This window comes from Streptomyces sp. NPDC001492 (assembly GCF_053597275.1).
Genome location: NZ_JBSFHW010000082.1, coordinates 1 through 26441 on the forward strand (window position 1 = coordinate 1; position 26441 = coordinate 26441).

General features: G+C 71.3%; 35 protein-coding genes and 2 pseudogenes. 16 read left to right on the forward strand and 21 right to left on the reverse strand.

All coding sequences use genetic code 11. From position 1 onward, the window contains the following. A pseudogene (locus ACWC1K_RS48535) lies at positions 1-78 on the reverse strand (AbfB domain-containing protein); the annotation flags it as partial. 21 nt (positions 79-99) lie between these two features. Then, positions 100-939 (reverse strand): IclR family transcriptional regulator, encoded by an 840-nt coding sequence (locus ACWC1K_RS48540; RefSeq protein ID WP_450840379.1) that lies wholly within the window; start codon positions 937-939, stop codon positions 100-102. Positions 940-1389: 450 nt separating this feature from the next. Here ACWC1K_RS48540 and ACWC1K_RS48545 point away from each other — a divergent pair, with 450 nt between their 5' ends. From ACWC1K_RS48545 to trxA, 6 genes are all read left to right on the forward strand, one after another. Beyond that, entirely contained in the window at positions 1390-1725 is a 336-nt protein-coding gene (locus ACWC1K_RS48545; protein WP_450840381.1) for an SH3 domain-containing protein, read from the forward strand. Between the two features lie 14 nt (positions 1726-1739). Continuing rightward, positions 1740-2096: an SH3 domain-containing protein gene (locus ACWC1K_RS48550; protein ID WP_450840383.1), complete on the forward strand. Its 357-nt coding sequence runs from the start codon at positions 1740-1742 to the stop codon at positions 2094-2096. An 86-nt stretch (positions 2097-2182) separates the two neighbouring features. Further along, positions 2183-2506 carry a hypothetical protein gene (locus ACWC1K_RS48555; RefSeq protein ID WP_450840385.1) on the forward strand — a complete coding sequence of 108 codons (324 nt, stop codon included), beginning with the start codon at positions 2183-2185 and terminating at the stop codon, positions 2504-2506. 64 nt (positions 2507-2570) lie between these two features. Beyond that, on the forward strand, positions 2571-3002 hold the full coding sequence (locus ACWC1K_RS48560; RefSeq protein WP_450840386.1) for a hypothetical protein: 432 nt from the start codon (positions 2571-2573) through the stop codon (positions 3000-3002). Positions 3003-3162: 160 nt separating this feature from the next. Beyond that, positions 3163-4002 carry a hypothetical protein gene (locus ACWC1K_RS48565; protein ID WP_450840388.1) on the forward strand — a complete coding sequence of 280 codons (840 nt, stop codon included), beginning with the start codon at positions 3163-3165 and terminating at the stop codon, positions 4000-4002. A gap of 269 nt (positions 4003-4271) precedes the next feature. Continuing rightward, positions 4272-4592, forward strand: coding sequence for a thioredoxin (gene trxA, locus ACWC1K_RS48570; protein WP_450840389.1), 321 nt, complete (start codon positions 4272-4274; stop codon positions 4590-4592). A gap of 199 nt (positions 4593-4791) precedes the next feature. Here trxA and ACWC1K_RS48575 read toward each other — a convergent pair whose 3' ends face one another. The 13 genes and pseudogenes from ACWC1K_RS48575 to ACWC1K_RS48635 all read right to left on the reverse strand — a co-directional run bounded on the left by ACWC1K_RS48575 (position 4792) and on the right by ACWC1K_RS48635 (position 13315). After that, complete coding sequence (locus ACWC1K_RS48575; protein WP_450840391.1) at positions 4792-5592, reverse strand: endonuclease domain-containing protein; 801 nt, start codon at positions 5590-5592, stop codon at positions 4792-4794. Positions 5593-5705: 113 nt separating this feature from the next. After that, positions 5706-6491, reverse strand: a complete 786-nt coding sequence (locus tag ACWC1K_RS48580; RefSeq protein ID WP_450840393.1) for a hypothetical protein — start codon at positions 6489-6491, stop codon at positions 5706-5708. After that, complete coding sequence (locus ACWC1K_RS48585; RefSeq protein ID WP_450840394.1) at positions 6488-7090, reverse strand: DUF4326 domain-containing protein; 603 nt, start codon at positions 7088-7090, stop codon at positions 6488-6490. Before ACWC1K_RS48585 ends, ACWC1K_RS48580 begins: the two co-directional genes overlap by 4 nt. A 46-nt stretch (positions 7091-7136) precedes the next feature. Next, positions 7137-7979, reverse strand: a complete 843-nt coding sequence (locus ACWC1K_RS48590) for an AAA family ATPase (protein ID WP_450840396.1) — start codon at positions 7977-7979, stop codon at positions 7137-7139. After that, positions 7976-8431: a hypothetical protein gene (locus ACWC1K_RS48595; RefSeq protein WP_450840398.1), complete on the reverse strand. Its 456-nt coding sequence runs from the start codon at positions 8429-8431 to the stop codon at positions 7976-7978. Before ACWC1K_RS48595 ends, ACWC1K_RS48590 begins: the two co-directional genes overlap by 4 nt. Further along, positions 8428-8922, reverse strand: a complete 495-nt coding sequence (locus tag ACWC1K_RS48600; protein WP_450840400.1) for a hypothetical protein — start codon at positions 8920-8922, stop codon at positions 8428-8430. Before ACWC1K_RS48600 ends, ACWC1K_RS48595 begins: the two co-directional genes overlap by 4 nt. 365 nt (positions 8923-9287) lie before the next feature. Then, positions 9288-9659: pseudogene (locus ACWC1K_RS48605) on the reverse strand (hypothetical protein); the annotation flags it as partial. Continuing rightward, a complete protein-coding gene (locus tag ACWC1K_RS48610) occupies positions 9656-10195 on the reverse strand; it encodes a hypothetical protein (RefSeq protein WP_450840401.1) in 540 nt (179 codons plus the stop codon). The gene ACWC1K_RS48610 and the pseudogene ACWC1K_RS48605, both read right to left, overlap by 4 nt. Further along, entirely contained in the window at positions 10192-10458 is a 267-nt protein-coding gene (locus ACWC1K_RS48615; protein WP_450840403.1) for a hypothetical protein, read from the reverse strand. Before ACWC1K_RS48615 ends, ACWC1K_RS48610 begins: the two co-directional genes overlap by 4 nt. Next, positions 10455-10931, reverse strand: coding sequence for a hypothetical protein (locus tag ACWC1K_RS48620; protein ID WP_450840404.1), 477 nt, complete (start codon positions 10929-10931; stop codon positions 10455-10457). Before ACWC1K_RS48620 ends, ACWC1K_RS48615 begins: the two co-directional genes overlap by 4 nt. 156 nt (positions 10932-11087) lie before the next feature. Further along, positions 11088-11261 (reverse strand): hypothetical protein, encoded by a 174-nt coding sequence (locus ACWC1K_RS48625; protein ID WP_361343073.1) that lies wholly within the window; start codon positions 11259-11261, stop codon positions 11088-11090. A 334-nt stretch (positions 11262-11595) separates the two neighbouring features. Then, complete coding sequence (locus ACWC1K_RS48630; RefSeq protein ID WP_450840406.1) at positions 11596-12411, reverse strand: hypothetical protein; 816 nt, start codon at positions 12409-12411, stop codon at positions 11596-11598. A gap of 97 nt (positions 12412-12508) precedes the next feature. Then, positions 12509-13315: a hypothetical protein gene (locus ACWC1K_RS48635; protein WP_450840408.1), complete on the reverse strand. Its 807-nt coding sequence runs from the start codon at positions 13313-13315 to the stop codon at positions 12509-12511. Between the two features lie 451 nt (positions 13316-13766). Here ACWC1K_RS48635 and ACWC1K_RS48640 point away from each other — a divergent pair, with 451 nt between their 5' ends. The 4 genes from ACWC1K_RS48640 to ACWC1K_RS48655 all read left to right on the forward strand — a co-directional run bounded on the left by ACWC1K_RS48640 (position 13767) and on the right by ACWC1K_RS48655 (position 19094). Next, positions 13767-15632 carry a helix-turn-helix transcriptional regulator gene (locus ACWC1K_RS48640; protein WP_450840410.1) on the forward strand — a complete coding sequence of 622 codons (1866 nt, stop codon included), beginning with the start codon at positions 13767-13769 and terminating at the stop codon, positions 15630-15632. 61 nt (positions 15633-15693) lie between these two features. Continuing rightward, the gene (locus tag ACWC1K_RS48645) at positions 15694-16815 is read left to right on the forward strand and encodes a hypothetical protein (RefSeq protein WP_450840411.1); all 1122 of its coding nucleotides are present in this window, start codon (positions 15694-15696) and stop codon (positions 16813-16815) included. A 37-nt stretch (positions 16816-16852) separates the two neighbouring features. Beyond that, the gene (locus ACWC1K_RS48650; protein ID WP_450840413.1) at positions 16853-17368 is read left to right on the forward strand and encodes a hypothetical protein; all 516 of its coding nucleotides are present in this window, start codon (positions 16853-16855) and stop codon (positions 17366-17368) included. A gap of 10 nt (positions 17369-17378) precedes the next feature. Beyond that, positions 17379-19094: a hypothetical protein gene (locus tag ACWC1K_RS48655; protein WP_450840415.1), complete on the forward strand. Its 1716-nt coding sequence runs from the start codon at positions 17379-17381 to the stop codon at positions 19092-19094. A gap of 108 nt (positions 19095-19202) precedes the next feature. Here the strand turns inward: ACWC1K_RS48655 and ACWC1K_RS48660 are convergent, their stop codons facing one another. The 4 genes from ACWC1K_RS48660 to ACWC1K_RS48675 all read right to left on the reverse strand — a co-directional run bounded on the left by ACWC1K_RS48660 (position 19203) and on the right by ACWC1K_RS48675 (position 21785). Further along, entirely contained in the window at positions 19203-19421 is a 219-nt protein-coding gene (locus ACWC1K_RS48660; RefSeq protein ID WP_450840417.1) for a dTMP kinase, read from the reverse strand. Beyond that, a complete protein-coding gene (locus ACWC1K_RS48665) occupies positions 19421-20248 on the reverse strand; it encodes a hypothetical protein (RefSeq protein ID WP_450840418.1) in 828 nt (275 codons plus the stop codon). The genes ACWC1K_RS48660 and ACWC1K_RS48665 overlap by 1 nt, the downstream gene beginning before the upstream one ends. A 240-nt stretch (positions 20249-20488) precedes the next feature. Beyond that, positions 20489-21514: a zeta toxin family protein gene (locus ACWC1K_RS48670; RefSeq protein WP_450840419.1), complete on the reverse strand. Its 1026-nt coding sequence runs from the start codon at positions 21512-21514 to the stop codon at positions 20489-20491. Beyond that, the gene (locus ACWC1K_RS48675) at positions 21507-21785 is read right to left on the reverse strand and encodes a hypothetical protein (RefSeq protein ID WP_450840420.1); all 279 of its coding nucleotides are present in this window, start codon (positions 21783-21785) and stop codon (positions 21507-21509) included. The genes ACWC1K_RS48670 and ACWC1K_RS48675 overlap by 8 nt, the downstream gene beginning before the upstream one ends. A gap of 128 nt (positions 21786-21913) precedes the next feature. Here ACWC1K_RS48675 and ACWC1K_RS48680 point away from each other — a divergent pair, with 128 nt between their 5' ends. Next, on the forward strand, positions 21914-22111 hold the full coding sequence (locus ACWC1K_RS48680; protein WP_450840421.1) for a DUF397 domain-containing protein: 198 nt from the start codon (positions 21914-21916) through the stop codon (positions 22109-22111). 83 nt (positions 22112-22194) lie between these two features. Beyond that, complete coding sequence (locus ACWC1K_RS48685; RefSeq protein WP_450840423.1) at positions 22195-22476, forward strand: hypothetical protein; 282 nt, start codon at positions 22195-22197, stop codon at positions 22474-22476. 65 nt (positions 22477-22541) lie between these two features. Here ACWC1K_RS48685 and ACWC1K_RS48690 read toward each other — a convergent pair whose 3' ends face one another. Next, a complete protein-coding gene (locus ACWC1K_RS48690) occupies positions 22542-22868 on the reverse strand; it encodes a hypothetical protein (protein ID WP_450840425.1) in 327 nt (108 codons plus the stop codon). A gap of 265 nt (positions 22869-23133) precedes the next feature. On the opposite strand from ACWC1K_RS48690, the gene ACWC1K_RS48695 reads away from it, so the two are divergent. The 3 genes from ACWC1K_RS48695 (at position 23134) to ACWC1K_RS48705 (ending at position 25233) form a co-directional block, all read left to right on the forward strand. Further along, positions 23134-23841: a hypothetical protein gene (locus ACWC1K_RS48695; RefSeq protein WP_450840426.1), complete on the forward strand. Its 708-nt coding sequence runs from the start codon at positions 23134-23136 to the stop codon at positions 23839-23841. Between the two features lie 253 nt (positions 23842-24094). Beyond that, entirely contained in the window at positions 24095-25003 is a 909-nt protein-coding gene (locus tag ACWC1K_RS48700) for a hypothetical protein (RefSeq protein WP_450840428.1), read from the forward strand. After that, positions 25000-25233, forward strand: a complete 234-nt coding sequence (locus ACWC1K_RS48705) for a hypothetical protein (RefSeq protein WP_450840429.1) — start codon at positions 25000-25002, stop codon at positions 25231-25233. Before ACWC1K_RS48700 ends, ACWC1K_RS48705 begins: the two co-directional genes overlap by 4 nt. A gap of 15 nt (positions 25234-25248) precedes the next feature. Here the strand turns inward: ACWC1K_RS48705 and ACWC1K_RS48710 are convergent, their stop codons facing one another. Next, positions 25249-25656 (reverse strand): hypothetical protein, encoded by a 408-nt coding sequence (locus ACWC1K_RS48710; protein WP_450840430.1) that lies wholly within the window; start codon positions 25654-25656, stop codon positions 25249-25251. Positions 25657-25937: 281 nt separating this feature from the next. Between ACWC1K_RS48710 and ACWC1K_RS48715 the strand changes: the two genes are divergently transcribed. Then, on the forward strand, positions 25938-26258 hold the full coding sequence (locus ACWC1K_RS48715) for a hypothetical protein (protein WP_450840432.1): 321 nt from the start codon (positions 25938-25940) through the stop codon (positions 26256-26258). Positions 26259-26441 lie beyond the last annotated feature (183 nt).

Here is a 26441-nt window from a genome sequence, read left to right on the forward strand (position 1 = left end):
GTCGTTCGCGTCGAAGCGGGCCCGGAAGTCGTAGTGGCGCAGGTAGTTGCCGGACACGTCGCGGAAGGAGAAGGCGTTCGAGTCGGGCGGCCCGCGGTTCTATCCGGCCAGCGGAAGCCCGCCGCCGGACACCAGCACACTGAGGCGGTCGGCCGCCGCCACCGTCCGCGCGACCGTCCTGGGAGTGTCGGTCAGCAGCGAGGACGGCTTGAGCACGCCGATCGCCCCGTACACGGTGTCGCCCCACAGCACCGGAGCGGCGACCGCACCCCATCCGGCGATCTCCTCGTAGCCCAGCGCGTATCCGGCCGTCCGGATCTCCTTCAGCGAGGCCCGGAACTTCCCTTCGGCCAGGGCCCCCGGCCCGGCGCCAGCGGGAATGGGCTCGGCGAGCACCGTGTCGACCTGCGGCGCCGACAGGTGCGCGGCGATCACCCGCCCGGACGGGCCGACGCGCAACGAGCCGCCCACGGCGACCAGTTCAGTGACCCCCAGCCCCAGCGCCTCCAGGTCGTAGCGGCCCGGCGCGTAGTCGGCGAGCACCCGGCGCGGGGCGCCGTAGGGGGAGAACACCCACAGCAGCGCCATGGCGTCCAGCGCCTTGCTCAAGTGTTCCAGGATCGGATGGGAGGTCTCGGTGCCCGGCGTGTACGCCATCGCGTGCATGCCGATGGCCGCCGCCCCTGGCCCCAGTCTGTACTTTCCCCCGGGGCCCTGCACGAAGTATCGGCTCGGAATGCCGGACTGCAAGATGCGGTACACCACCGTGACGTTGAGTCCGGTGGCCTCGGCGATTTCGCTGGGGCCGTGCGCGGGGCCGTCGAGGAGCATGAATGCCCGCTCGACCATCTTCACCCGCCGGGCGTGGGCGGTGCCGCCCGTTCCTTGTGAATTTGTGGACTGGTCTCCTGCGCTTGCGTTGCTTGCTGCGGTGAACAAGGTGACTTTCCTCGTTTGTGCGCGCCGCCTTTACATGGGTCAGCTAAGCGGCTATCCCCGACGGGCCGTTCTCCCGTGGCGCGGCCTCGCCACGAAGTCCTCAGCCCCGAACCCCCGGTTCCCCCTCACCCCCTTGGTTGCAAGTTCAACCGTCCTCTGCATCGTACATGCGCGGCGCGAAACGGCTGGTGAAATTTACACCCCATCAAATCGGGCGCCACGGGCCTCCATTGCGTCACGCGAAATGCCTTATTGCGCTGCGCGTAAAAGGGAAACGGGGAAGCCTCGGCGCAGCTGCGGTATTGCGCGTGGCGAAATGGAGTAAGAGTGCATTCTATTGCGGCAGGCGTAAAAAGTTGACATGACCCGGTGGAGTTTCATTGACTGCGGTCGCGTTCCTAAAGCAAAGGCACTCCGGGGAACGCCGAGATTTAGAACGGGGAAATACAGTTGCGTGCACGCAGAGCAATAGGCGCCCTGACTCTGACCGCGGCCCTCGCGGGATCGGGTGTCGTCGCCACCACCGGTACAGCCCAGGCCGCCGACAACAGGTGCTACATCACCGCGAGTTCGGCCAACATCCGCTCGAAGGCTTCCGCCTCCAGCACAGCGCTGGGAGTTGCCTACAAGAACAACCAGTGCTCCAAGACCGATCTCAAGTGGAACTCCGACCTCACCTGGGTCCGGATCAAGATGACCACCGGAAACGCGAAGGGCGTGCGGGGCTGGGTCAGGGAGGACCTGGTCCACGTTCCGACCGTCGACACCTGCACCCCTCCGTGCTGAAGGGAGGGGCTGAAATGCAGATACGTCGAGTCATCACCGCCCTGTCCCTGACCGCCGCTCTCGCGGGCGGGGGGCTTGTCGCTACCGCCGGCACGGCCGAGGCGGCCGCGAAGGGCTGCTATGTCACCGCGAGTTCGGCCAACCTCCGCTCCAAGGCGTCGACCCACTCGACCGTCGTGGCCGTCGCCTACAGGGGCGACAAGTGCAGCGAGAAGGACGTCAAGGTCATCACCAGCGGCATCTGGTACAAGGTCCGAATGACCACCGGCAACGCCAAGGGCCGCACCGGTTGGATCCGAAGCGATCTCCTCCATACCAGCGCGGACGACACCGGCACGTGCATACCGGAGGACCCCTCGTGCACCGGCTGACGCCGATGCCGCTTGCCCGGGTGGGCATCAAGCGTGTTGCAGTGCTGGCGCTCTCGTCCAGCCTCCTCGCCGGAGGAACGGCAGCCGTGGCACCGTCGGTTGCCGCCGCCGCGATGGTCGTGGAGCAGACACCTACGGCATCCGCCGCGACATGGAAGACACAGTACGCGCAGGAGTCCGTCAAGATCCGCCAGAAGCCCGACAGGAACAGCACGGCGCTCGGGCTGGTCCCGAAGGGCTCCGCAGCGAAGAGCCTCTACGACGACGGAGCGTTCACGATCTTCTGGGGCGGGGTGCACAACGCCTGCGGCAGCAAGGGCACTCTCCGCCATGACGCTTGGAACAAGATCAAGTACAACGGGCTCACCGGATACGTCCCGGACCCGTGCATGTACCCCTCCAAGCCCTGACCGGCCGTGCCGAACGCCTGGCGGACCCAACCAGGGTCCGCCAGCAACCGTTTGAAGGGGGATCGTGAGCATGGCCGATGTGTGGGTGGCAACCAACCTGACCGAGGACGACGGCCGGTACCGGCTGATCCGTGCCGAGGACGTGCGGCACATGCAGCTCGTCGGCGAGCGGCCGCGCCTGCTCGCCCAGGTTCCCGGCGGTGAGGTGTCCGGCTGGATGGCCCTGGTGGACAGCCCGGAGCCGTACTCCCGGTTCGCCGGGGCGGGGCTGGACGGATCCACGGCGCGGCCGCCGGTGCCGGATCACTTCCACCTCGAACTGGCCGCCGCGCTCGCCGCCGCCCACGTCCGGGCGCGCGCCGAGGGTCAGCCGCTCGTCATCCGGCCCGTCATCGAGGGCAATGCGTGGGTGTGGCGGGCAGACAACTACGCCGTACTCCGGGGCGCACGGTCGGCACTCGCCGAGGTTCCCACCTCACGCGCCGCCGCCTCCTGACCCGCCGCCAGACCCGAGGGCCGCCGGACCTGACCCGGCGGCCCTCGCCGCGTTCCCGGCCTCCAACTCCCCTCCGCTCGGGGGGAGGTGACGGACGACACGGCCAACTCACCCCAGAAACTCACCTCTTAAGAGGTGAGTTTCTGGGTATGGTTGATCCATGACCACCGCCACCGCCGCCCTCGTCCCGGCCCCCGCTGACTCTCCGGAAGACGCCACCACCGCGCCGGCCGCGCCCGTCGCGGAGATCGCCGCCACCGTCACCGCCGCACTGATCGCCGGATGGGAAGCGATCCGCGCCCGGCACCCCGAGGTCCCCGAGGCCGTCATCACGATGGCCACGGGGGGCCGCGAGTCGACGATGAAGCTCGCCCACTTCTCCGCCAAGCGCTGGCGCCTGCGCCAGGGCGACGGTGTCCACCACGAGGTGTTCGTCACCGCCGAATCGCTCCAGAGCGGCGCGGAGGAAGTGTTCGCGACCCTGATCCACGAGGGCGCCCACGCCCTCAACCAGGCCCGGGGAGTCGATGACTGCTCGGCCAGCCAGTACCACAACAAGCGCTTCAAGGCGGCGGCCGCCGAGCTGGGCCTCATCCAGAAGCCCGACGTCAGCGACTACTTCAAGAAGAAGTACGGCTTCGCGGGCACCACGATGAGCGACGAGACCAAGGCCGCGTACAAGGAGCAGATCGAGGCCCTGGACGCGGCGATCCACGCCACCCGCGTGCCCAACTTCTACGGCGTCCGCGGCGGCCGCTCCCGGACCGGCGCGAAGGTGGACGACGATCTGGACACCGAGGGCTACGAGACCGAGGGCGGCGACGAGGCCGAGGAGGAGGACGGCCCGCAGAAGCCGGAGCGGGAGGACCGCAACTACGCCAAGGGCGTCTGCCAGTGCACCCCGCCCAACGTCATCAGGGCCTCCCCGAGGACGCTGAGCCGCGGCAAGATCATGTGCGCGGACTGCCTTGGTGTCTTTGGCCCGGCGGACGAAGACTGAGCGGTCCGGCGGCCGACAGCGGTGGGCCCCGACGATCCCCACAGGGGGACGCCGGGGCCCGCCGCTTTCCGCGCTACGGGGCCCCGGACTCCCAGCTCTGCCCCCGGGGGCAAAGTAGCTACGAGTGATGCTCAGGCCGTGGATCGGCGAGGGCGCTTACGCGGTTCGCATACGTCCGGGGTGGCGCGGGCGTATGCCTTCTGGCACGGTGGCATTACTATCCGTAATGGATTGGTTACTGTGAGTCGGAACAAGTGAGGTGCCTGAGCATGCCCGTCGCTCCCATCACGAGCATCACCCACTTCCAGGAGGCCGCCTCCAGCTCCAAGGTCATCATCTACTTCTCGGCGGCGTGGTGCGGCCCATGCAAGACGATCGGCCCGGTGCTGGAGGACCTCTCGAACGAGCCAGAAAACTCCGTCGATTTCTACAAGGTTGACGTCGACGCGCTGCCGGACATCGCGGAGAAGTACGGTGTCAGAGCCATGCCGACGTTCGTGTTCCTCGAGCGCGGGAACAAGGTCAAGGACATGGTCGGAGCCAACCCGGGACAACTGAAGCAGCTCGTCCATGACTTCCGCGGTCGCTGAGACGGGCTTAGCCCTGCCCGGTCCCTGTCGCCCTCGTCCAGCCCCGGCGCGTCCGGGGCGCGCAGTCGGGCACAGGGCGTCGGCTGCCGGGGTGTCGGCGGTGCTGACCCAGCGTCCGTACTGTTCAGTGGGCATGGCGGGACGCCGTTGCTACCCACCGGTTACTTTTCCCCTGGGGACAGAGCTGGGAGTCCGGGGCCTACGGAGCCGGATCCAGCCCCTCGAAGGGGTCGAACCCGAGCTGCTCGATCACCCGCTGACGGGTGGACTCCTTGGGCCGCCACTGCTGGCTGGTCGGGTAGGTGAGGTTCAGCCCGGCGGCTGGGGGAACGAGCAGGTAGTCGGCCCGCGGGCAGCCGGTGAGGTGCGGGCACTCCTCCAGTACCCGATTGCAGAAGGCGCATAGAAGCCCCCTCACCTGGCCCGTCTGGTGGTCGTGGTCGACCATCGCCCCGGGGTACAGGCCGCACAGGTGGCAGTCGGGACCGAGCGCGTCGACCAGCGCGGCGCGCAGGCGCCGGATGGACGCTGTACGGGCCGGAGGTGGCGGCCACAGGTGCCGCAGTTCGTACCTCCCGCCGTCGCAGCGGTTCGTCCGTTCGACGGTGCCGGGATCCACGCCCGGGCCCGTCGCCTGGACCGTCCACTCGGCGACGAGAGCGCCCCACACCACCGTGTCGGTGCCGTCCACGCGGCCGCCCCGCCACGGCTCCGGGCCGTTGGCCCGCTCGATCCACCCGCAGTGCTGTCGGTGGCTCCAGGCGCCGGCGGCCTCGGTCTCCCCGCACAGCATCCGGCCCGCCCGTTCGAGATGGAACCGGCCGTCGTCGCCGGGGAGCGCGAGGGTTCTGCCCGGCGGCCCGGGCGGCGGAGTCGGCAGGTGGCAGGGCCGTTTCTTGGCGTTGTGCACCAGGTGCTCGACGAACTCGGCGCCTTGGTGGGACCAGCGCCACAGGAGCTGTGCGCGTCGGTACGGGGGCAGTTCATCCAGGCTGGCCATGGGGGGATCCTGGCGTACGGCACTGACAGTCGGGCCGGACCAGTACGCTGCGGCAGCAGAACGGCCCCCGAGCGCCTCTATCGCACGGGGGCCGTTCGTGGCGTCTGCCGTCGTCAGTCGGCGACAAGGCGGAGCCGGGAGCGCGGCGGCGGCGGGCTGCCCGGGTCCGGCCAGTCGTCGGCCGCCAGTCCGTACGACGGCGGAGACCACGTCTTCGGCGCGTAGCGGCGGTAGACCTCCCCCCACGGCGCCTTGAAGTACGAGGCGAGCAGGCCACCGGTGTTGGGGATCGGCTCCGGGGCGGCCGCGTTCTGCTCGGCGACCTGGGCAGCGACCCGTTCGGCGTGCTCGACGTGCCGCTTGCAGAACCAGTGCGGGATCACCCGACCGGTGCGCGGGTCGTGCTCCAGCACCTTGTGGTGGGAGTTGGCGCCACAGATGCCCCGGGCGTTGCGGTAGTCGACGGGCGGGACGTATCCGGCCGGGACGTGGACGACCGGCGCGGGAGGACGACGCAGCGGCACAACGGCTTCCTCCGCTTCCTCCCCGCTTCGGGCGGATCGGCGCGGCCGGTAGACGTACTCGCGCAGGCGGGGGGCCTGGCAGCCCGGTGCCTGCCCGGGACTCCAGTCGCCCGCCTCGCGGGGCGGCTGGTAGCGCGGGGCGTCCGCCGCGACGAGCGTGTCGAACCGCGGCTGACCCGCCTTCCGGCCCAGCACCCGGGCGGCCGCGGTCAGCCTCCGCTCCGGATCGGTGGGGGAGACGAACACCGCGTACGCCACCGCGATCAGCAGCTCCCGCGCCGGCGGGGCGGCCCGCCGGTCCTGGTAGATGCGGTGCACGACCCTCGCGTATGCCTCCGCCCGGTCCAGGCGGGGGAGTTCGGCCGGTGCGCTCACGCGAAGACCTCCACCAGGCGGGCCGTCACCGGCTCCCCGGCGAGCCGCTGGCGCATGAGGTGCTGGCTCCAGGTGCCGCCGTCCCAGCGCTGGGGGATGCCGTCGCCGGGGTCGACGTCGACCAGGCAGCGCCAGGGGACCTTCCGGGTGAGGACGGCGGCCAGGGATTCGGCGTCGTACATGGCCTCCTCGCCGCGTGCAGTGCGCTGCCGGTCGACCTTGGCGCGGGCGGAGGCGATGCGCACGTCCAGGGCGAGCACCGACAGGGCGCCCCACTCCAGCAGGGTGTCGGCGTGGCAGGCCTCATCCGGCTCGCACGGGCAGGCCAGGTCCTTGCCGCGCAGCTCGGGCAGCCGCTTGAGGATCTTCTCCCGGCGCTGGTCGCCCTCGTCGGACTGCCAGTAGGAGCGGCTCCCGCCCAGCCAGGGGCCGAACTCGGCGACCACGGTCGTGCGGGCCTGCGCCTCCGTGTATCCGAAGGCGTCCATGGCGGCCGCGATGGTGAACGGGTTGCCGAAGTCGCTGGTGCGGTCGACGATCATGCAGTTGTCGCCCCTGCGCCAACCGGGCGTACGCAGGCGCTGCTTACGGACGGGCATGGGATGGTTTCCTTTCCGCTGGTCGCAACGGAGGTGCGGGGGAGAGTCAGTAGGTGGGGACGGGCGGGCGCGGGACAGCTTCGAGGTTCCAGTTGACCCACTGGCCGTTCTCGACCGAGCCGACCATGACCATCGCGGGACGGTCGCTGCTCCGCTGGACGTCGGCGACCCAGGCCCGTGTCTCGGCGACGGTCTTGGGGTCGGTGAACTCGAACGGCTTCGCGGTCAGGTCCTCGTCGCGGTTCCAGGCGGCGAGGAGGCGGTCGAAGGACTCGGCGGGGGCCGCCCAGAAGAAGGCGTGCCGTCGGTCGGGGTCGGTGATGACGGCGAAGCGGATCTCGGGCAGGTCGTCGGGCATGGAGGCTCCTGTCGGGGTGTGGTGGTGGACCTGGTGCACGGCGGTGAAGCCCTCCGCAAGCAGGGCCTGCGGGGTGGCTTCCTGAGTAAGGCCGTTCTGCCAGGCGAGGACACGGTCCGGCACCTGCCGGTTGGCCGGCCGCAGCCGGTTGCGGGCCAGGCAGGTCTCCAGGTCGAGGGGAAAGCGCAGGGCGATGATGGGGCGGCGGTGGCGGCGGGCCCGCGTCACCAGGTCGGCCCTGACATGCCGTTCGACGTTCGTACTGTCGAGGAAAACCGAGTCTCCGGCGCTCAGGTGCTTCTCCAGCAGGGCGTTCTGCCGGGCGACGGCGGCCGGGGTCACGGACTGATCGCCCTCGTCCCCTCCGATCTCGCGGCGCAGGGAGTCGAGGCAGATCACCACGTCGACCGGCGCATCGGCGGCGAACGTCGACTTGCCCGACGCCCCCGAGCCGATCGCGACCACGAGCGTGCCGGGCGCCAGGACGAGCGGCGGGACGACAACGATCGGGCCAGTGGGCAGAGCCGTCATGCCTGGTCACCTCCGGTCAGCTTCTCCACGGCGGCCGTCAGCTGGCCGCTCTCCTGGGCCTCTTCCGCCTCCGTCAGCCGCTTCAGCGCGGTGGCGACGGTGACGGTCGGGTCGACCTTGGCCGCCTCGGTCAGCGGCCCGTTCAGAGCCTCGTAGCCCGCGATGTAGCCGGTGTGGTAGCGGCACGGCTGGTCGAGCCCGGCGCAGGCGCCGCAGTTCTCCCAGTCGTCGGGGTCGTACGGCTCGATCTCCAGCGGATGCTCGGGGGAGGGCAGCGCGAGCGCGGTGTCGGGGCGGCCGACGCCGAGGACGCGCAGAGGCCAGTCCTCGGGCATCTGTCGCAGCTGCACGGCGAGGGCGGCCGCGACGGCGGGCTGGTGCTCGGCGAGTAGCCGCCACAGAGCGTCGGCGCTGGCCACGGGGTCGGGGCTGGGGAGCGCAGGTAACGTCACGGCGCGTCCTTTCGTCCGGAGTCGGTGGGGAGGCCGGGGGAGAGGACTCGGTCCCGGGCGGGGTTCCAGCCGGAGCAGTGTGAGGTGTCCTGCCCGTCCCGGTCGTAGCGGACGGTCATCTCCCAGACGGGCCACGTGCCGAGCGGCCGGGGGCCGCGGTCGATGGCGAGGACCTCGTACGCGCCGGCGGGGTCGCCGTGGTCGTAGCGGCCGCCGACGGTGCGGGGCCCGACCTGCGTGGCGATCCACTCCTCCCAGCTCATCTCGAAGCCCTCCTCCCGGTCGCCGAGGAGCTCGGCGGGCATGTCGTTGCCGCACTCGTTGCAGGCGCTGCGGGCGCAGGTGTTGACGGTGCCGCAGGTGGCGCAGGTCCAGGACGGGCGCTGGCAGGCGTGGCAGGCGTCGTAGTGCGGCGGGTTGTCCTCGCCGCAGGTGCAGCCCCAGGCGGTGCCCGAGCGCTTGGCGGCCGCGAGGTCGCTCTCGTACGTCACGACGCCTCCTTCGACGACCGCGTGATGAGCAGGCCGTTGGTGCGCTCCATCAGCCGGTCGTAGTAGCCGCTCAGGTCGAAGGACGCGTCCGCCCGCAGGTCCTCGGCGTCGCGGGTCCAGTCGGCGAAGGCGGCGACCTCGAACGCGGCGCGGACGGCGTCGTCCTGGGAGGGGAAGGCGGCCAGCGGCAGGCCCGAGTGGTGGCCCAGCCGCCACGGGTGGGTGGTCTCGTCGCCCGGGCCGCGCAGATCCTCCGGCTGCTCGTAGACGTACAGGCCGGGCACCGGCTCAACGGCCATCACCGTCAGGGCCATTGCCGATCCGGCGGTCCGGATCTCGTACGGGGACGCGGCCAGCGCCTCCCGGTCGGGGTCGACCTGGGGGTGCGTGAAACGGACGTGCTTGCCCAGGCCGCGGGAGTAGGCGATCTCGGCGCGGGTGGACTCGCCGATGTAGTCGCCCACGACGAGGACCTCGTCGGCGAGCCGGATCTTGGCCCGGTGCAGGTCGTCGAGCCGCGACTTCAGGGCCTCCGCCTCGGCCGGGTCGGCCCACAGCGGGTGCGGCTGCTTGAGGTCGCAGCCCGGCTTGACGACGATGCGCCCGGCGGCGGTCTCCCGTAGGTCGGCCTCGTTCATCTCCGCCATGAAGCGGGTGGATCCGCAGATGGCGACTACGACCGGGATGCCGAGGTACTCCTTGGCGGCGGCGAGGCGGGGGGCGGCGGGTAACGTCACGGTGTCTCCTGTTCGTTGGTGTCGGTGGTGGGACGGGCGGACAGCCGGGCTGCGGGGTCCACGACGTCGACCGGCTCGTCCTCGGGGGCGGTGTCCTCGGCCGGCGGGGTCGGCTCCCACAGCTTCAGCGGCGGGGTGACCGGCTTCTTGTGCGCGCCCGGGCACGGGGTCTCGAAGGTCGTGTGGCGGTGCATGGGCAGCCGTCCGTCCTTCAGCGGCTGGAAGACGGCGAGCACGCCCGCTGTGCACTTCCAGCGGGCCGGGCACAGCACCCTGCCGACGAACGGCGGGTAGTCGGTGTAGCCGGTCTCCGCCTCCCGGCGGCGCTGCTCCATCCGCTCGTACGACGGGTCCCGCTCCGGCTTCGACGAGGAGCCTTGAGGCAGCGGGGCGCGGTACGCATCGAGCAGTTCGGTGAGCCGGTCGACCTCGGCGAGCGCGGCGTGCAGGTGCGCCGCCCAGCTGCCGGGCGCCGGGTCCGGGACCTCGGCGGCGGCGGCCCGGGCGGTCGCCAGCGGCGTGTCAGGGGTGCTCAACTCTTCTCCTCGCGGTCGGAGTTGGAGGCTGGGGGCGGGTCCGTGGGGGCGTAGGGCAGCAGCACCCGCCAGCCGTGGCGGTAGCCGACGAGGAAGCCACCGAGGGCGCCTCCGGCGAGCTGGACGGCCGCCATGGCGGCGCCCGCGACGAGGAGGCGCGGCCAGGGGATGTTGTCGTGGACGGGCCACAGGATCGCCCCCATCACGGCGATGCCGACCAGGCCGGGCACCAGCATGGTCCACACGATCAGGCGCAGGCTCACGGCTGCTCCTCCCCGTCGTCCTGGTCCTGCTCGGCGGCCGGGCGTCCGGCTCCGATCCGGGCGAAGGCCTCCCGGAAAGCGTCCAGGTGCTCGGCGTCCATGACGTAGCGGATGGCCTTCTGCCAGGACGGGTTGGCCGGGTCGTAGAGCGGCTGGATGGGTGCCGGGGTGCCCTCCGGCCACCAGCCCCGGCGCACCCCGCGCGGCACCGCCCGGGACAGGGTGATGGTCGGGCCGCGCAGCTCTCCGTCGAAGGCGTCGCGCAGTTCGTCGGCGTCCTTCGACCCGTCGGCCTCCACCACGAGCCAGGCGAAGCGGAGGGCCGCAGCGGTCAGGTCGCTCAGGTAGCGCTCCGCCCGCTCGACAGTCCACTCGGTGCCCACGGCGACGGTCAGCTCGTGCCGGTGCTCGGCGACGATCTCCAGCAGCTTCCGTCCGAACTCCTCCGAGGCGCCCTCGATCGTGATCCTCATGCGGCGGGCCTCCGGTGGATTCTTCCCTTGTTCTTCTTGTTCTGCATGGCCCTGAGTGTGCCGGAGGGGAGCCGGGGCCGTCAATGTAGAACGATGGAGAATCAGCCAATAATTCTGCATGGAGGTGCCAGGTCGGGGGAGGCGACCCATGCGGGCTCAGCGGAGGGCGATCGGGACGACGATCGCGGCCATGGCGGCCACGGCGGCCAGGCCGATGCCGATCGGGCCGCGGGCGGCGGGGTGGCGGTACGCCAGGTAGGCGAGGCCGCCGGGGACGAGGACGAAGGCCAGGCCGAGCAGGACGGCGACGAGCAGGGCGAGCGTGGACACGGCGGATCTCTCCCGTGGGTTCGGGCATGCGCGTCTCGCATGCGGAGTGGAGCGTGGGCAGGTCTCACCCCTTGTGTTGCGGGGTGGGACACCAACAGGGCCCGGAGTGTGCGGGAGCCGGGGGTAAGCCGCGCAAGTGCTCCAAGGGAAGGTGTCGCTGAGGCCTCTCGCCGGTGTCCGGATAGGCCCTGAGCTGCGCGTTCAGTGCGTTCACGCAGCAGGCGCCGGACGTCGGAGCCGGTGATGGGCTAGCCGCGCAACCCACGCCCACGTGAGGAGAGTCACGGGCATGACGTGGGGGGATCCCGCCCGGCGAGAGGGGTGTGAGCCTGTGTCAGGCGGCCGGGGGAGCGGGGCGACGCTGGGCTGCGCGGCGGCGCTGTTCGGCGGCGAGCCGGTTGACCTTGCGCCGGACCCGATCACCGAAGTCCTCCGGCTTGGCCGCGCCGGCGGCGGCCGCTGCCTCGGTCCAGGTGGTCCCCTCGCGCGCGGCGTACGCGACCACCACAGCGCGCTCCGCCGGATGCAGGCGGCCCAGCACGCGGTTGAGCCGGTCGTCGTCGTACACCCCGCCCGTGGTGTGCGCGAGCAGGTCGACGTCGTCAGTGACCAGGTCGTACAGCGACAGCCCGCCGAGGTCCGCGTCCAGCGACAGCACCCGCCCGGCACGGGTCCCGTGCCGCCAGACCGGCACCAGCTGGTGATGAAGGGTGCGGGCCTCTGCCTTCAGGGCGCCGAGCGCGGTGGCCGGCAACTGCCCGGTCTGCCAGAGCGGCTCGCACCAGGGTCCGGCCACGGCGGTGGACACGGCCTCCCGCCACCGCTCGCTGCGCGGCAGCACCAGGATCTCGGCGGTGAGGCGGTCGACGGCGGCAGCGCCGTCGGCGGGGCTGAGGTGCAGGCCCATCGTGTTCCACATGCCGCAGACGGTGCCGCGGATCACGATGGCCCGTACGAGGTCCGGGGGGCCGTCCTTAGCCGGAGCGACCAGCTTCTCGATGGGGTGCACCCTGACATGGCGGCGACGTCGTTCGGCTTGGTCTTCCAGGCGGATGCCGTCCTCGGTCGGCATGACGAAGTCGGCGAAGGGACCGACGGTGGGCCCGGCGGGGATGGGGTGGGGCCAGTCGTGGGCCGACTCGGGGTTCACGGTCCTGCTGCTCCTTGCACGAGGGGATGCTTCACCTCTCGGTCCCGGGGAGCGGCGCCACCGGCAACAAATCTCCGGAAATCCGCTGTGATCCGGGTCACGGTGCGGGGGCGGGGGTGTCCTGCGGGGCGAGCAGGGCGGCGAACTCGCGGTCGTGGGCGGCGCGGTCGCGGGCCTGGGCGGCGGCGCTGCGGTGGCTGTCGGCGTGGTCGGGTTCGAGGCCGGCGAGTTCGTCGTGTCGCTCGGCGCTCTCCTCGCGCAGCTCGGCCAGGCTCCGCAGGGCCGCGGCGCGCTCGGCGGGCTCGGCCCCGTCGCGGGCCAGGCGGTGCAGGTGGTCCTGGCGGCGGTTCTCGGCGTCGGCCAGCCCGGCGAGGCTGGCCCGCACGGTGACGGCGCGTTCGCGGCGGGCGCGTTCGGCGGCCTCGGCGCCGGGGAAACGGACCGCGTCCAGGGCGCGGCTGAACGCGTCGGCGGGCCGGTCGTCGGCGAGGCGGGCGTAGCCGAGGTTGAGGACGGTGGCGGCCTCCAGGGCGCTCACGCCCCGGTGTTCGGGCACGGCGCGGCGGCCAGCGGCTGCCCAGGCGGCGACGTGCGGGCCCCATCGTTCCTGGGCGGCCTGCCGGGTGATCCCGGCCGCCGCGCCGATCTCGGTCCAGGTGGCGCCGTCCTCGCGGTCGGCGACCCCGGCCTGGGCGATGAGCAGGTCCAGGCGGGCGCGCAGGGCGAGCGCGCGGCGGACCCGTTCGCCGGGCGGCACGACATTGGTGTCGTCGCCGCTGTCGGCGGGGTGGGCGAGCAGGTCGTAGGCGAGGTCGCCGAGCGTCTTGGCACGCAGGCCGTAGGCGACGTGGGCCTCGTCCCGGGGCGAGAGCAACTCCGGCCGGGGCGGTGCGGTGTCGGTCATGCCCGTCAGGCTATAGCTGACACCCCTTCACTCGTCGGGCGGGCCTGACTCGTCACACCGTCAGGGCCACCCTGTCATCCCGCATACGTCAGGTCTGCCCGATCGTGCCGACAGGGCAGATTGCTCCTGACGCCCTTCACGTGTACGGCAGATCTTGACGCCCGTATTTGTCAGGCTGCCCCTGCCTCACGGTCGGTGTCAGGGACAGCCTGACGAGCCCCGGCGTCGCCGGGACGGACCGCTATCGCCTCGGATAACGTGCCATATCCGAGGCGATAAAACGGACACCGACCGCCACCGTCTTGCACCGCTGCCCATACGGGAGTTGCGGCGATGCGATACCGCTACTTCTTCCTCGAAGGCACTTGCTTTGAAGCAAGTGCACATGGGAACGTCTTGTTTGACAGACACTCAGGAAGGCGCGTGCTTGCGCCGGGAGAGGAGGGGTGGCGTGAGCCTGGATGAGCTGTACACCAGCCCGCAGATCGCCAAGCGGCTCGGCGTGAGCCGACAGCGCGTCGACCAGCTCGTGGAGAGCGGGCAGCTGCCGCAGCCGGTGGGCCGTTCCGGGCGCACCCGGATGTGGCGGGCTGCCGACATCGAACTGGCCCTGGCGGGCAGCGATCCGTCCACCGGGCGGCCGCCCACCCCCGACTGGGACACGGTCGCCGCACCGGACGCCCCGCTGCGCCTGGACGTCGACGAGGTGCTCACCGTGCCCGGCGTCTGGTTCGACGAGCCGCCCCGCGTGCACGTGCGCATCTGGCGCGGCCCGACCGCCGGCACGCGGCGCACCGTGGTCCTCTACGGTGCCCTGGCGGAGTCGCACGGCATCATCGTCAACTTTGCCGAGACCGTGGCCCGCGCCATCGCCGCCAAGCACCTCGGCATCGGCGAAGCCCGCAGCGCCTGGTGGTTCGGGTTCTGGCCGCGCGGCTTCCCGCGCCCCGAACTTCAGATCCAGTACGTGTCCTTCGCCTTCCCCCGCGCCGCGGGCAACGGCGGACTGCTCGACACCCTCCTGCGGCGCGGCAGCCGGGACACCTGGAACGGCGAGTTCGACAGCCCCGTCTGGCAGGGCGTCCAGCCCGCCCAGCTGACCCGTATCCTGGGCACCGAACCCGACCTGGACTTCCCGCCCGGCACCTACACCGCCGCCGTGGTCACCGCGCTGGCCGCCGGACAGCGCCCGGCCGTCATCGACTTCGACCCGCACGGCCTGCGCAGCCAGCTGCGCCGCCTCGGCTGTCTGCACGCCTACCGCACGGCCCTGCTCGCCGGGGATGACGCCCGCCCCGGCCTGCCAGCGCTCGGCCTGCTGGCCGACGGCGGGCACCACGACGCGGCCCGCGTCGCCGAGGCCCTGGGCATCGCCGTGCGGGTCCTGGTACCGGACGCCCTCACCGCCGCCGACTACTACCGTCGGCACGCCGCCACCGAGGACCGGGGTGCGCACCTGGTCCAACGCCGCTTCTACGAGCCCACCCCCGACGAGAACCACCTGCTGACCCGCTACGCCAACCTGCCCGAGCGGGAACTGTCGACCGGCGCCGTGCACCGTGCCCTGACCGCGGTGCGCACCCTGGCCGGTGCGCTGGCCGACCAGGCCGAGACCGGCGGCCCGCACGCCGACCCGGACCTCGGCGACGCCCTGGCCGCCGCCGAACCGGAACTGGTCAGCACCCGCCACCTGTTGGACCCCACGCTGGTGGACGACCCCGGCCCGGCCCCTCAGGCGATCTCCCAGCTCGGCGACGCGGAAGAGGCCTACCTCGCCACCGTCTCCTGGTGGGGCCCGGCCGCTGGCGACGCCCACCGGGCCGCCGCCCTGCGCGGCCACCTGTGGGACAAGGACCTCGAGGGCCTGCGCACCGGCTACGACCCCTTCGGCCGCCTGGTCCTGCACAACCCCACCACCGGCACGGTGGCCGTCGAACGCCCCCGCGCGCTGCCCGCCGCCCCCTATCCCGACGACGCCGAGATTGCCGCGACCCCTGGCAGCATGACCGTGTTCGTTCTGCTCCCGGACGGACGGTGCGACATCCTGCCCACCGACCCCCGCTACACCCACGACGACGTCACCTGGGGCTACGGCGGCACCGGCCCGGAAATCCTCGCCCGCGCCCTCGCCTTCGCCGTCCTCCCGCACCCCGACCCCGAACACCCGCTCACCCTGGAGGACCGCTCGCCCGGCATGGACGCCTACCTGATGGACCTCGTCACCAGCCACCCGCAGCACGAACCGCTGCGCTGGAGCGTCGGTGCCCTGCGCGGCCAGCAGCAGACTGCCCCGGACACCGCGGAGGCGGGCCGGTGAACCCGACCCCGAACTGGTCGCCCCGGGCCGTCGAGGGGAACGGCACCACGAACGGAGGACGATGACCACCGAGCTGGAGCACGTCGAGGTCGTCGTCGGCGAGCTCGTCGAGGACGAGGACAGCGGGGCCGAGGGCGCGGTCGAGACGTACGACCCGGTGGCGGCCGCCGTCCTCAAGGCTCTCGACCAGGATGCTGAGGAGCACCTTCAGCGGGTCCGGCCGAGGAAGACCCGCACTGGGTACGCCCGCGACTGGCAGCTGTGGGTCGAGTTCCATAGATGGCTCAAGGAGAAGACCGGCACCGAACTCCCGCTCAGCGCCGTCACCGTCGGCACCTTCGTGGGCTTCGTGACGTGGCTGGACGAGGTGAAGGAGGCGGCGCCGAACTCGATCGAGCGCAGGATCACCGGCGTCACCTCGGAGGCCCGCCGCTTCGGGTACATCGTGCCCAAGGCGGCCACCGAGGCGGCCCGCCGGGCGCTGAAGCCGCTGAAGAAGCACAAGGAGCGGCAGGCCCGGGGGCGGGGCAAGGCTTCTCCCATCGCCCCCAAGGACCTGCACGTGATGAACACGGCGGCCCGCGAGCGCGCCCCGCAGGAGGGCGCTCGGCGTCGCCGCACGTACGTGGTGCCGGAGCTGGCCCGGCTGCGGGACCGGGCGCTGAACACGCTGAAGTTCGCCGTGGCCGGGCGCAACGAGGAGATGTCCGTACTCGACGACCCGCACATCCAGGTCGTCGAGGAGGGCCTGAAGGTGCACGTCCCGGAGGTCAAGGACCGTCCGGCCCGGGACGTTCCCGTCACCTACGGCGAGAACGCCGACACGTGCCCGGTGCGCTGCTGGCAGGCCTGGCAGACGGCCAAGCTCGCCGCCGGGGCCGCGCCGGGCGGCCCCGCGTTCCTCCCGGTCGACCAGTGGGGCTACCTGGGCTCTGCCCGGCTGTCCCCGGACGGGGTCGGCCGGGCCATGGCCCGGGCCGCAAAGTACGCGGGCCTGACCGGGCGCCGCATCACCGGCCACTCCGGCCGGCGGGGCCTGGTCACCACCGGCCGCAAGAAGGGCAGGCGCGTCGAGAAGCTGCGCAAGCAGGGCGGCTGGAGCGCCAACTCGCCGGTGTTCTGGGAGTACGTCGACGAGGGCGAGATGTTCGAGGACGCCGCCACCGAGGGGATCGGCCTGTGACCGCGATGCCCACCACGAAGGAGAGGACTGGAGACCAGTGACCGACCCCGCCAAGCCCGCCGAGGCCGGCGAGCCGACCCCGGCCGAGCTGCGCGCCCTGATGGCCGAGGCGACCGCCCTCCAGCGGCGCATCAACGACGTCCAGAAGCGGCTGAGGACCAGCGAGGAGACCCGGCACACCGCGTTCCGGCTGGACGACGCCGCAGGGTGGGTGGCGCAGGCCGGGGAAGCGCTCGGCGAGACCGCGAATGATCTCGCCCGTACGCGCGTCGCCCGCGACCCGAGCCTGTGCGATGTCCCCTGGGGGGTGTGCCCGGATCACGGCAATACGCTGTCCAGCTCCGGCGGCCGCGCCTGGTGCACCGCCCTGGGCTGCGGGAGGTCCTGGGACTACGACCGGCTCGGAAACGCCTGCGGAGAGCCCGTCACGCACACGGTCACTGACGCAGAGGGCGGCACGATGAGGACCTGCGCCGGTCACACCAAGGACGTGGCCAACCGTCTCGACGGAGCCGTCGTCACCGCGCTGGCGTCCGACGCCGGCGACGCCTAGGAGGGAGGCCGTGGCCACCGACTACGCCGAGCTGTGGAAGCGGTTGAACCCGCGTCAGCAGTTCTACCTGAAGACCATCTTCGAGGAGGACCAGGGACGGGAGGCCGCGCAGCGCCAGGCGGGTGCATCGGGGAACTACAGCCGTCTCCCCGCCACCGAGTGGCGCACGATCGACGCGTACCACGAACCGTCCCTGCCCGACCTGGTGGGCCGCACCGAGCTCCAGATCCGTTGGCGCGGCGCCGGACACCACGACCAGGGCACCGGCTCCACCATCAAGGTCCTGGTCGAACACGGCCTGATCACGCTGGACGACCGGGCCACCCCGTTCGGGCGGATGCACCAGGTGGCCATGACCAAACAGGGCCGGGCCCTGATGCGGTGGGTGACCAAGCCCCGCGCCTCCCGGACGAAGGTGCCTCTCAAGGAGCGGGCCGCCGAGGTCCTCGGACAGCTCTACGACGCGTCCAGCAGCCCCAAGGGATACCTGGACTGGACGCGCTCGCCCACCATCGACAAGGACCTCATCCCGCGCGGGCTGGCCCGCTCGCGCGGCACCTACCAGGGATTCGAGATCACCAAGGAGGGCGTCGCCCACCTTGCCGAGCACCACGCCGCCTACGCCGCGGCGTACCCGAAGCTGAACCTGCCCGACCCGTCGGGCGGGGTCGGCTGGCCGGAGGAGGCGGACCGGCTGCTCGACGGGCTGCGGGGCGAATGCTGGTCGCTCGCCCACGCCTCCGAGAGGGCCGAGAAGAGGGCGCAGGAGGAACGCGCCCGGGCCGACGCCGAGTTCAAGGAGGAGCTCCACCGGCAGGAGGGGCAGCTGGCCCTGGCGATGTACCGGGAAGTCCACGAGCTCAAGCGCGCCCACGCGAAGACCCTGGCGGACACCTTCGACGGCTACCGGGCGAAGATGCGGATCGAACTGGCGCAGCGTCTGCCGCAGTACACGGCCGCCACACTCGCCGCGGTGACCGCGCTCGTCGAGGGCGCCGACCCGGTGGCAGCGATCCGTACGTACACGGAGGCCGCCGTGACGGAACTGCCGGCGTACACCCCGACCGGGGTGGTCGCGGTCGACGTGGAGGGCGAGCGGCTGTACGCGGAATGCCAGCGCAGGCGGCCGCGCCGGGCGAGCACCAATCGCAAGGGCAAGGCGAAGGCCGCCGCCGGACTCCACACCGAGGCTGTGCCCAGCCCGGCGCGCGGCACCGCACTCGAACAGCCGTGGGCACTGGCCGTGCACCTGCACCGCGCCCTGCGGAACGGCTACCTCTACCGGCTGCTCAACGCCCCTCCGGAGGAGGAACAGCTGCGCAAGCGCCGCCCGGCCGGGCTGCTGGACAAGCCCGCCCTACGGCTGCTCGTCGCTCTCGTGGGCACCGAGCACCCCCGGCGGGCCCACCACGCCCGTATCGAGGTCGAGCGGTACGGGCGGGCGACCGAGAAGGAGCTGGCGGCGATTCCGCGCGGCTTGTTCTCGTACGAGGTCAAGCAGGCAACCCGCAGCGAGAAGGCACCCGGAGTCCTCGTCGAGCGGGGCCTTGCCGAGTACACGAACCTGGCCCGGTTCGACGGCTGGGGCCACTACGGGGACAACTGGCCGCTGCTGCACGTCACCCAGGCCGGGCGGGACCATCTCGCCGAACACCGCGAGGTGTACGCCGAGTTCCATCCCGACGTCAGGCTCCCCACCCAGTCGGCCCCGGCCGCCATCGACTGACGACGCGAAGGGGCCCGTCTGTAGACGGGCCCCTTCGCGCTGCCGGAGCCCGTCTACTGGTCCTGCATGGCCTCCTTGCGGCGTTTCGTCGCGCAGGCGGGGGCGAGGTCACGGGTCGGGGCGGCTGTTGGTCAGCAGAGCGGTGACGTACCCGGTGAGGGTGGTGAGGAGGAGGGTCACACGGTCGGTGCCCCCAGGGAAGAACGGCAGCACGACGAACGCGGGGACCGACGCGATGGCGACGATGAGGACCACCGGCGTCAGCAGCGCGACCAGCAGGACGCGCTGAAGCGCGCCGAGAGAGCGGGCGGGGGGCAGGAGCAGCATCACGTCCCACTCTTGGTGCCTGTCGGCGCTGCCGAGGGGGCGGACTTCTTGCGACGAGGGCGCATCGATGCGGCGAGGCGGTACTGGTAGACCAAGGCGGACCCGGTGGGGGACAAGGGGGCCTTCCGGTACGTCGCGCGGCGTTCGGCCAGGCCGAGGTCGAGCAGTTTCTGTAGGCCGCGCTGGTGGGTGTCCGGAGACCAGCCGTACCACTGCGGGGCCGGATCGGCAGGGAAGGCGGACCAGGGCTTCTCGCGGGCGATGGTGAGGAACATGGCCAGGCCCGGGACGTCGAGTTGCTCGTCGTATCCCTTGAGCCAGAACGCGGTGGGGATGTTGATGAACCGGTCGGCCTCGGTGCTGCCGTCGGGGCGGGTGTAGTCCTTGCCGGTGCCGTCCTCGCGCAGCAGGGTGACGGAGATCTTGGTACTGCCGCGTTTGCGAGTACACCGGATCAGGCCGCGGCCCTCCAGACGCCGCAGGGTGCGCCACGCGGCCGTGCGGGCGGCCTGGTCGGTGGCGGCCACGTCGGTGTCGAGCAGCCGGGCCCACACGGCGCTGTCGTGGGTGGTGGTCCAACCGTCATCGTTCGGCGCACTACAGCAGGCCACGACCATGAGGAAGGCCCGCAGGCCACGCAGGTCGCCGTTGGTGACGAACTCCTTGAGAGGGCCGTGGCGGCTCGCGCTGCCGGGCGGGGCCTGGATGAAGGCCTTGCGCAGGGGCACGTGCCTGCGCACCGCGCGCTTGAGCATCGCTGCCCGCGTCTCCCGGCCGGTGATCTTGGGCGGCTGCACATCTGCCGCCACGGTTGCTGTGCTCTTCATACCGCTGAACCTTGCCGTACGAGGCGGCCGGATCCAAACGGATCAGCTGTCTTCTGTGTGCACGCTCCAGCGGGTAGATGTGAGAGCCATGTGCGATGACCGGTTGCGAAGACATGTGAGAGGACAACATGGGAGGACCAAGACCTGGGACTCCGAGCTCCGCCAGCTTTTCGATCTGCACGGTCCGACGGCGTCTCCTGCACAGCGGAGCGCGGGCCGCCGACCACTTCGCTTCCGCCATCACCGGCTCCGGCCTGAGCTGCTTTCCTGTCCGTGTGCGCGGGGCGGAGCAGCAGGACGCTGTGTCGGTGGCGGGGCTGCCGCCTTCTTAGCGCCACGGGCCGGGGTCGTGGTGGAGCGTTTCCGTGCCGCCTCCGCGATGCTGGGCCGGGTACCCGGTGCTGCCGTCATAGGGGCGGCGAGTTCGTCGATCCGGGCGAGTCGCCTGGCCCACAGTGCCGGGTCTTCCCCCGCGGGGACAGGCGTGACCCGCTCCCGCCGGCGGGAGAAGTCCGCCTTCACCGAGGAATCCCAGGGCCGGGCTCGGGTCTGCTCGACCACGTCGGCCGCCGGTCGCTCCGGCACCCACACACCGTCGTCGCCGAGCTGCTTGCTGAAGGCGATGCCCCCGGCGTCGACGACGTGCAGCGCGTAGGCGAGCCGGTCCCTCTCCACGCGGGTCATCACCGTCGGAACCCCGTTGATGACGGCCTCCAGGAGCTCTTGCGAGACCAGGAAGCTGTAGCCGGGGCCGTTGGTCAGCGCGTCCAGGTGGCGGTCCATGGTGGCGAGCTGCGACAGCGCCGGATGCAGCGCGGTGTACGCCAGTTCGGTGCGGTACCCGTCCGCGCGGAACGCCGCCACCCGCCCCACGGTGTACTCCTCGTTGGTGTACGGGCCGATGAACATGATGCTCAGCCGTCGGGTCCGCACTTCGTTCAGGATGGCGGCGCGCAGGACCTCGGTGTCGGAGCGGGTCAGGCGGGCGGCCTCTGGAGCGCCGTGTTCCCGGGCCAGGCGGTCGTAGTGCGGGTGGAAGTCGTTGTGGTCGTCGCCGTCGAAGAAGACGACGTCCTCACCCAGCCCGAGCTGTTCGGCGACCACACCCCGCAGCGTCGTCTTCCGGGACCCCTGGGGCCCTCCGAAGATGACCATGCGGGGTGTCTCCTGGGGGGAGACCCGCTCCAGTGACGGCAGCACGTCCTCGCGGAAGATCTCAGCTATCTGTTCGTCCGTCAGCAGCCGCGGCGCTGCTTCATCACTCACCGCTGCCGCCCTCGCGTACGGCACGGAGACGGTCCGGCATGTCCCGGAGGATCTCCGCGACGCGCTCCCTGTGGTCCGCGGTCAGCCGGTCCCGCTCCTCCAGCAGCGGAGTGCGTTCCGTGCGCAGCGCACGGGCCGCCTCGCTGTCCGGCGCATCAGCGATACGCGCGCTGTAGGCGGCGATCATCGCGCTCAGCAGTGAGCGCGCCCGCTCGTAGTCGTCCATCTCCTGTGGCGTCCATCGCGGACGCCGCCCCGTGGGCTGCGGCATAAGCGCCCCGTCTCCCCATCGCATTCGGCACGGCAACACCCCCGTGTACAGGACGTGTTGTTCCGTAGACTCCCATGTAAGGGGCCGTAGCGCCCTGCCCGTTTCTCCTCACCATCTGGAGGCGCTCCGTGGCTCTTCCGTCCACCGGCTGGCACAAGAGCAGCTACAGCACTGACTTCGAAGAGGCGTGCGTGGAGGCCTGCGCGAACGATCGAGGCCGCGGGGTACTCGTCCGCGACACCAAGGACCGTGCCCGTCGACCGCTCGGGGTCTCCGGCCTCGCCTGGCGCGCGTTCCTTGGGACGCTTGGCTCCGATCGTTCCTGACGGGGAGACCTCCACCCCGCGATGCATCCCCGGCACCAGTCCGTGACGGGGATGCGGGCGGGAGCCGCTTAGGATCCGTCCTCGTGACACAGACATTCGAGGACCTGGTGGGATTGCAGCTGGAGGCCGACGAGGCGCACGCACGGGTGCTGGAGCTGCGAGACGCCTTCGGCAGGCCGACGTCCGAGCCGTGGAGTGAGGAGCAGACCGCGGCGTACGAGAAGGCCTGGCGTCTGTGGCGTGATCGGGCCTGGAAGACGCAGGAGGCCGTCACCTCGTTCGCGAAGGATGAGGGCAGGACGCGGTACGAGGTCGAGGCCGAGCTGCGCAAGCGAGCCCGTCATCCCGAGGAGCAGGCGGCGTAGACCGCCGCACGACGGAGGCCGCCACCCCCGACTGGGGATGGCGGCCTCCGTCGTGCGGTGTGCGGCTATCGCCGTCCGTACCGTTCGGGGAAGTGCGCCTTGAGGGCGGAGCGGGTCCGCAGGATTCCACCGAAGGTGCCGAGGATGATGCCGGTCGGGTAGCCGATGGCCCAGGAATTGAACACGTCGTCGGGTGAGTGGCCGTCGACGACGTGGGAGAGGGCCCACGGTGCGAGGGACACCGCGGTGAGCACGAGCATCCAGGCCACGAGGAAGGCCCGACCGCTGGGCAGGCCTTGTTCCTTGCGCATGCGGGGGATGTAGAGCTGGCCGACCGCGAGGGCGAAGGCGATTGCCCCGGGGGCGAAGGGCCCGAACGTGAACGTCTCCATGCGCGGCGTGCCGTCCTTTCCGGGGCGATGCGGTCGGGAGAGAGTGTGCCAGCCCCCACCGACAACCGGCCCCGCATTCGGCATTGAACTTTAAGGAACAGACCGGCTCCCCAGCCAAATGAGTGGGAGGGGCGGGGCGCGGCGCCGTTCCGCACTGTCCGTACGGCGCTCAGCCACCTCTTGGCTCTTGGTGGCGGTGGCCGGTCTGTTCCTTAAAGTTCAGCATCGGGCCCCGCGGGTGCACTGCATCGGGAAGGATGCTCCGGTGCAGACCGAATCCATCGCCGCCCTGGCCGCCTCCGCAGCCGCCGTCCTGGGCGTCCCGGCCGCTCTCCTCGTCGGGTACCGGCAGGCACGCGCGGCCCGCCACGCCGCCGAGCTCACCGCCCGCGCCGCCCACGACCAGGTCCGCCGACAAGCACGCCGCGACGCCGCCGTCGAATTCATCATCGCCGTCGAGAAGGCCAGAAAGGCTGCGCTCCTGCTCGCCGAGAGCGACGACCCCGTCGAGGACTACCTCATCCACGCCGAGCAACGCGTGCCGCTCGATGTCAGCCGGTCCCTTGCCGTCATCCGCATCGAGGGGCCGGACGTCCTCACCGAGCGCGCCCAAACCGTCAACGCCGCGATGGCCAACCTCACCGTCCGCGCCCTCCGCATGAACCGCCTCCGGCACGCGCAGTCCGCCCTCCGGCATGCCGCAGACACAGGAAACGAGATCATCGCCGCCGCCCTGGCTCAGCTCACCGAACCAGCCGGAACCGACGAACAGCGAGCCGAAGCCTGGCGGGCGGTAGAAGGCACGGGCCTGCTCACCCCGCGCCAGCTCGGCACGCTGCGGCAGCACTGGCAGCACCATCCGGCAGGCGGCTTCACCCCCGGCGGCATCCCGGATGCCTCCGCCGCCATCAAAACCACACTCGACGCGTTCATCGAGGCGGTGCGGACCCACCTGGACGAGCCACCCGTATAGAGGTCGGCCGGCGAATGCACTGGCCGGGGGTGGCTGTCAGGATGATCGTCATGACGCACACCACCGGGACGGTCCGCCTCACCTACAACGACGCCGAAGCCGACGTGAACCCGCGCCGCGGCGGGCACTTCTAGGCGGCCCCGCGATGCTCACGGGATACGAGGCGCGCGCTGTGTGGGCGGACCTGCGGCGGCTAGTGCGTCGGCTGACCCGCCGCCGCCCAGGCCGCACGGGCAGTTCATAGAGTGGCGCCATGAGCTCCTCGCCCCAGGCCCCGGACCCGTACGCCATCCTCACCGGCTGGCTCGCCGGATCCTATGTCCGGCCCGACGGCCAGGAGGTCATCGGCCGCGTCTGGGACGAGGACACCAAGTACCGCTACGGCCTCTACCTCGCCGGGATCGACGCGCCACCCGGCTGGAAGCAGGACTGGTTCGGCTACATCGGCGATCTCGTCTGGCACTTCGAGCCCCTGCACATCCAGGACTGGGCCTCGAGGCTCACCGCTTTCGACGGCAGCCCGCTCGCCGCCGCCTCTCGTGGCCGCGCCGTCTCCGCCGTCCGCTCGTTCTACGCGCACTGTGAGGACGACCTCGGCGCGGCCCGCTGGAACCTGCCGCCCCGGCGCGCTCTCGCCGGGCCCACCCCGCCGGCCGAGCGCGAGACCCTCACCCGTTTCCAGACCGACGCGCTGCGCACCGCCGCCGACCGCTACCGCGGCCCCCACCCCGAACGCGCCCGCCTCGCCTCCTACATGACCCTCGCAGGCCTGCGCCCGGGCCAGTCCATCGCGGTCGTCATGCAGTACATCCAGCGCGACAACCAGGCCGGTCCGGCCTGGCGGCTGCCGGTGAAGAACAACAGCTCCAGCGCCGTCGGCCCGCTCACCCCCATCCTCCGGCCGCTGGTGTGGGCGCTGGACGAGTACCTGCCGGTGCGCACCCACAAGGCCCCGCACTCCACCCAGACCGAGGGCCCGCTACTGGTCTCCCGCACCGGCCGCGCCCTCGATCACGTCACCTTCACCCGGCTGCTGCGCGAGGTCGCCGCCACCCACCCCGACCTCGAAGAGATCGCGCCCGGCCTGCATCCGGACGTCGTCGCCCACTCGCCGAGCCCGTTCGCCGACGAGTCCGCCCCGGCCGGCAGGGACGGGCGATGACGCTGTACCGGGCCATCCTCCAGTTCGTGAAGAACGGCCCCGCCGTCACCGGCGAGTGGACAGACCCCGCCGTCGCCCGCACCAAGTACAAGGGGTGGGTCGGGCTCTACACCCACGACCCCGCCGTCGTCGTCCAGTTCGTTGCCGACGAGGACGACGGCACACGCCGGATCATCCGCAAGTGGGTCGTCGACCGGGAGGTCGTCACCGAACCCGGCGACCCGCTGTAGCCGCACCGTCGATCGTCAGCTGAGGGCCGTGAAGTTCGCCGCCGTGCCGACGAGTACACCGAGGACGAGCAGGATCGGCCCCTTGTAGCTGTCCCACGTGCTCTGCTCGGTTCCCTTGATGTACTTCTGGAGCCCGTCGAGCTGATCATTGACGGTCTTTCGCGCAGCCTCCAACTCGCCCTGATAGCTGAGGGTGAGGAAGTCAGCGAGGTGATCGTCCCGTTGCTCGATCTGTCTGGGCATCTCCCGTGCCCACTGCTCCAGGGCTTCGACCCGCTGCTCGACCGTCTGCGACTCATCCGGCGCAGGCAACGGCATCCAGGTGTCCTCGCCACGCACCGCTTCGAATCCGGAGACGTGGCGCGTGCGGGTGAGGAACTCAACCACCCGTTGGCGCGCGGCGCTGATGTCCGCAACGGTCACGATCAGACCGATCGTCTCAAGAGTGCCGGAAACCCCGTACAGCGTGGCAGCTACGCAGGACATGCCAGGACGCTACTGCGGAGCGTGCACTGCAACCTCCCCACCGCGCGCTGCGCGCCACCGGTTCAGCCAGCTGGACCGGTGGCGCGCAACAGGGTGAGCAACTCGGAGGCCGGAGGAGATATGTGAGAAACGGGCCGCTTGGCTCGGGCCTGTTCGCAACTCGCTGACGGTGCCGTCCGGTATGCAGGAGACCTGACCTACCGGAGAAGGAGACCCGCGTGTACGTCGACATGACCGCCCTCGATGAGGAGTGCACCCGCCTGGCGTGCCTCATGGCCGACCGCAGCATGGAACACCTCACCGTCCCCGAGGCGCGCTCCCCGGAGCAGCAAGGCGCCGACCTGGAGGCGGAGTTCTCCAACGAACTGGAGAAGTCCTTCGCCCGGATCGCCGCAGCGGGCTCCGACCCGGAGTGCATCCTGCCGAGCATGCTGATGGACATGGCCGGGAAGCTGGCGATCCTCGCGACGGACTTGTCCCTACGGGCCGACCGGGACACGGACGCGGCGGCGGTGATCCGGTCGATCGGCGGCCGGTAGCGGGCGGCCGCCGTCCGGTGAACGACGCAGGTCCCGGACGCCAGGCCAAGGGTTCACGCGGCACGGGACGGCCGCACAGGTATGCGCCGACGCAGTTGAGGCTTCCCGGTCCTCGGCCGACCGCGGCCTCCCGGTATGCGGCGTTGATCTCGTCCGCGGTCACCGGCCGTTCCAGGACCACGC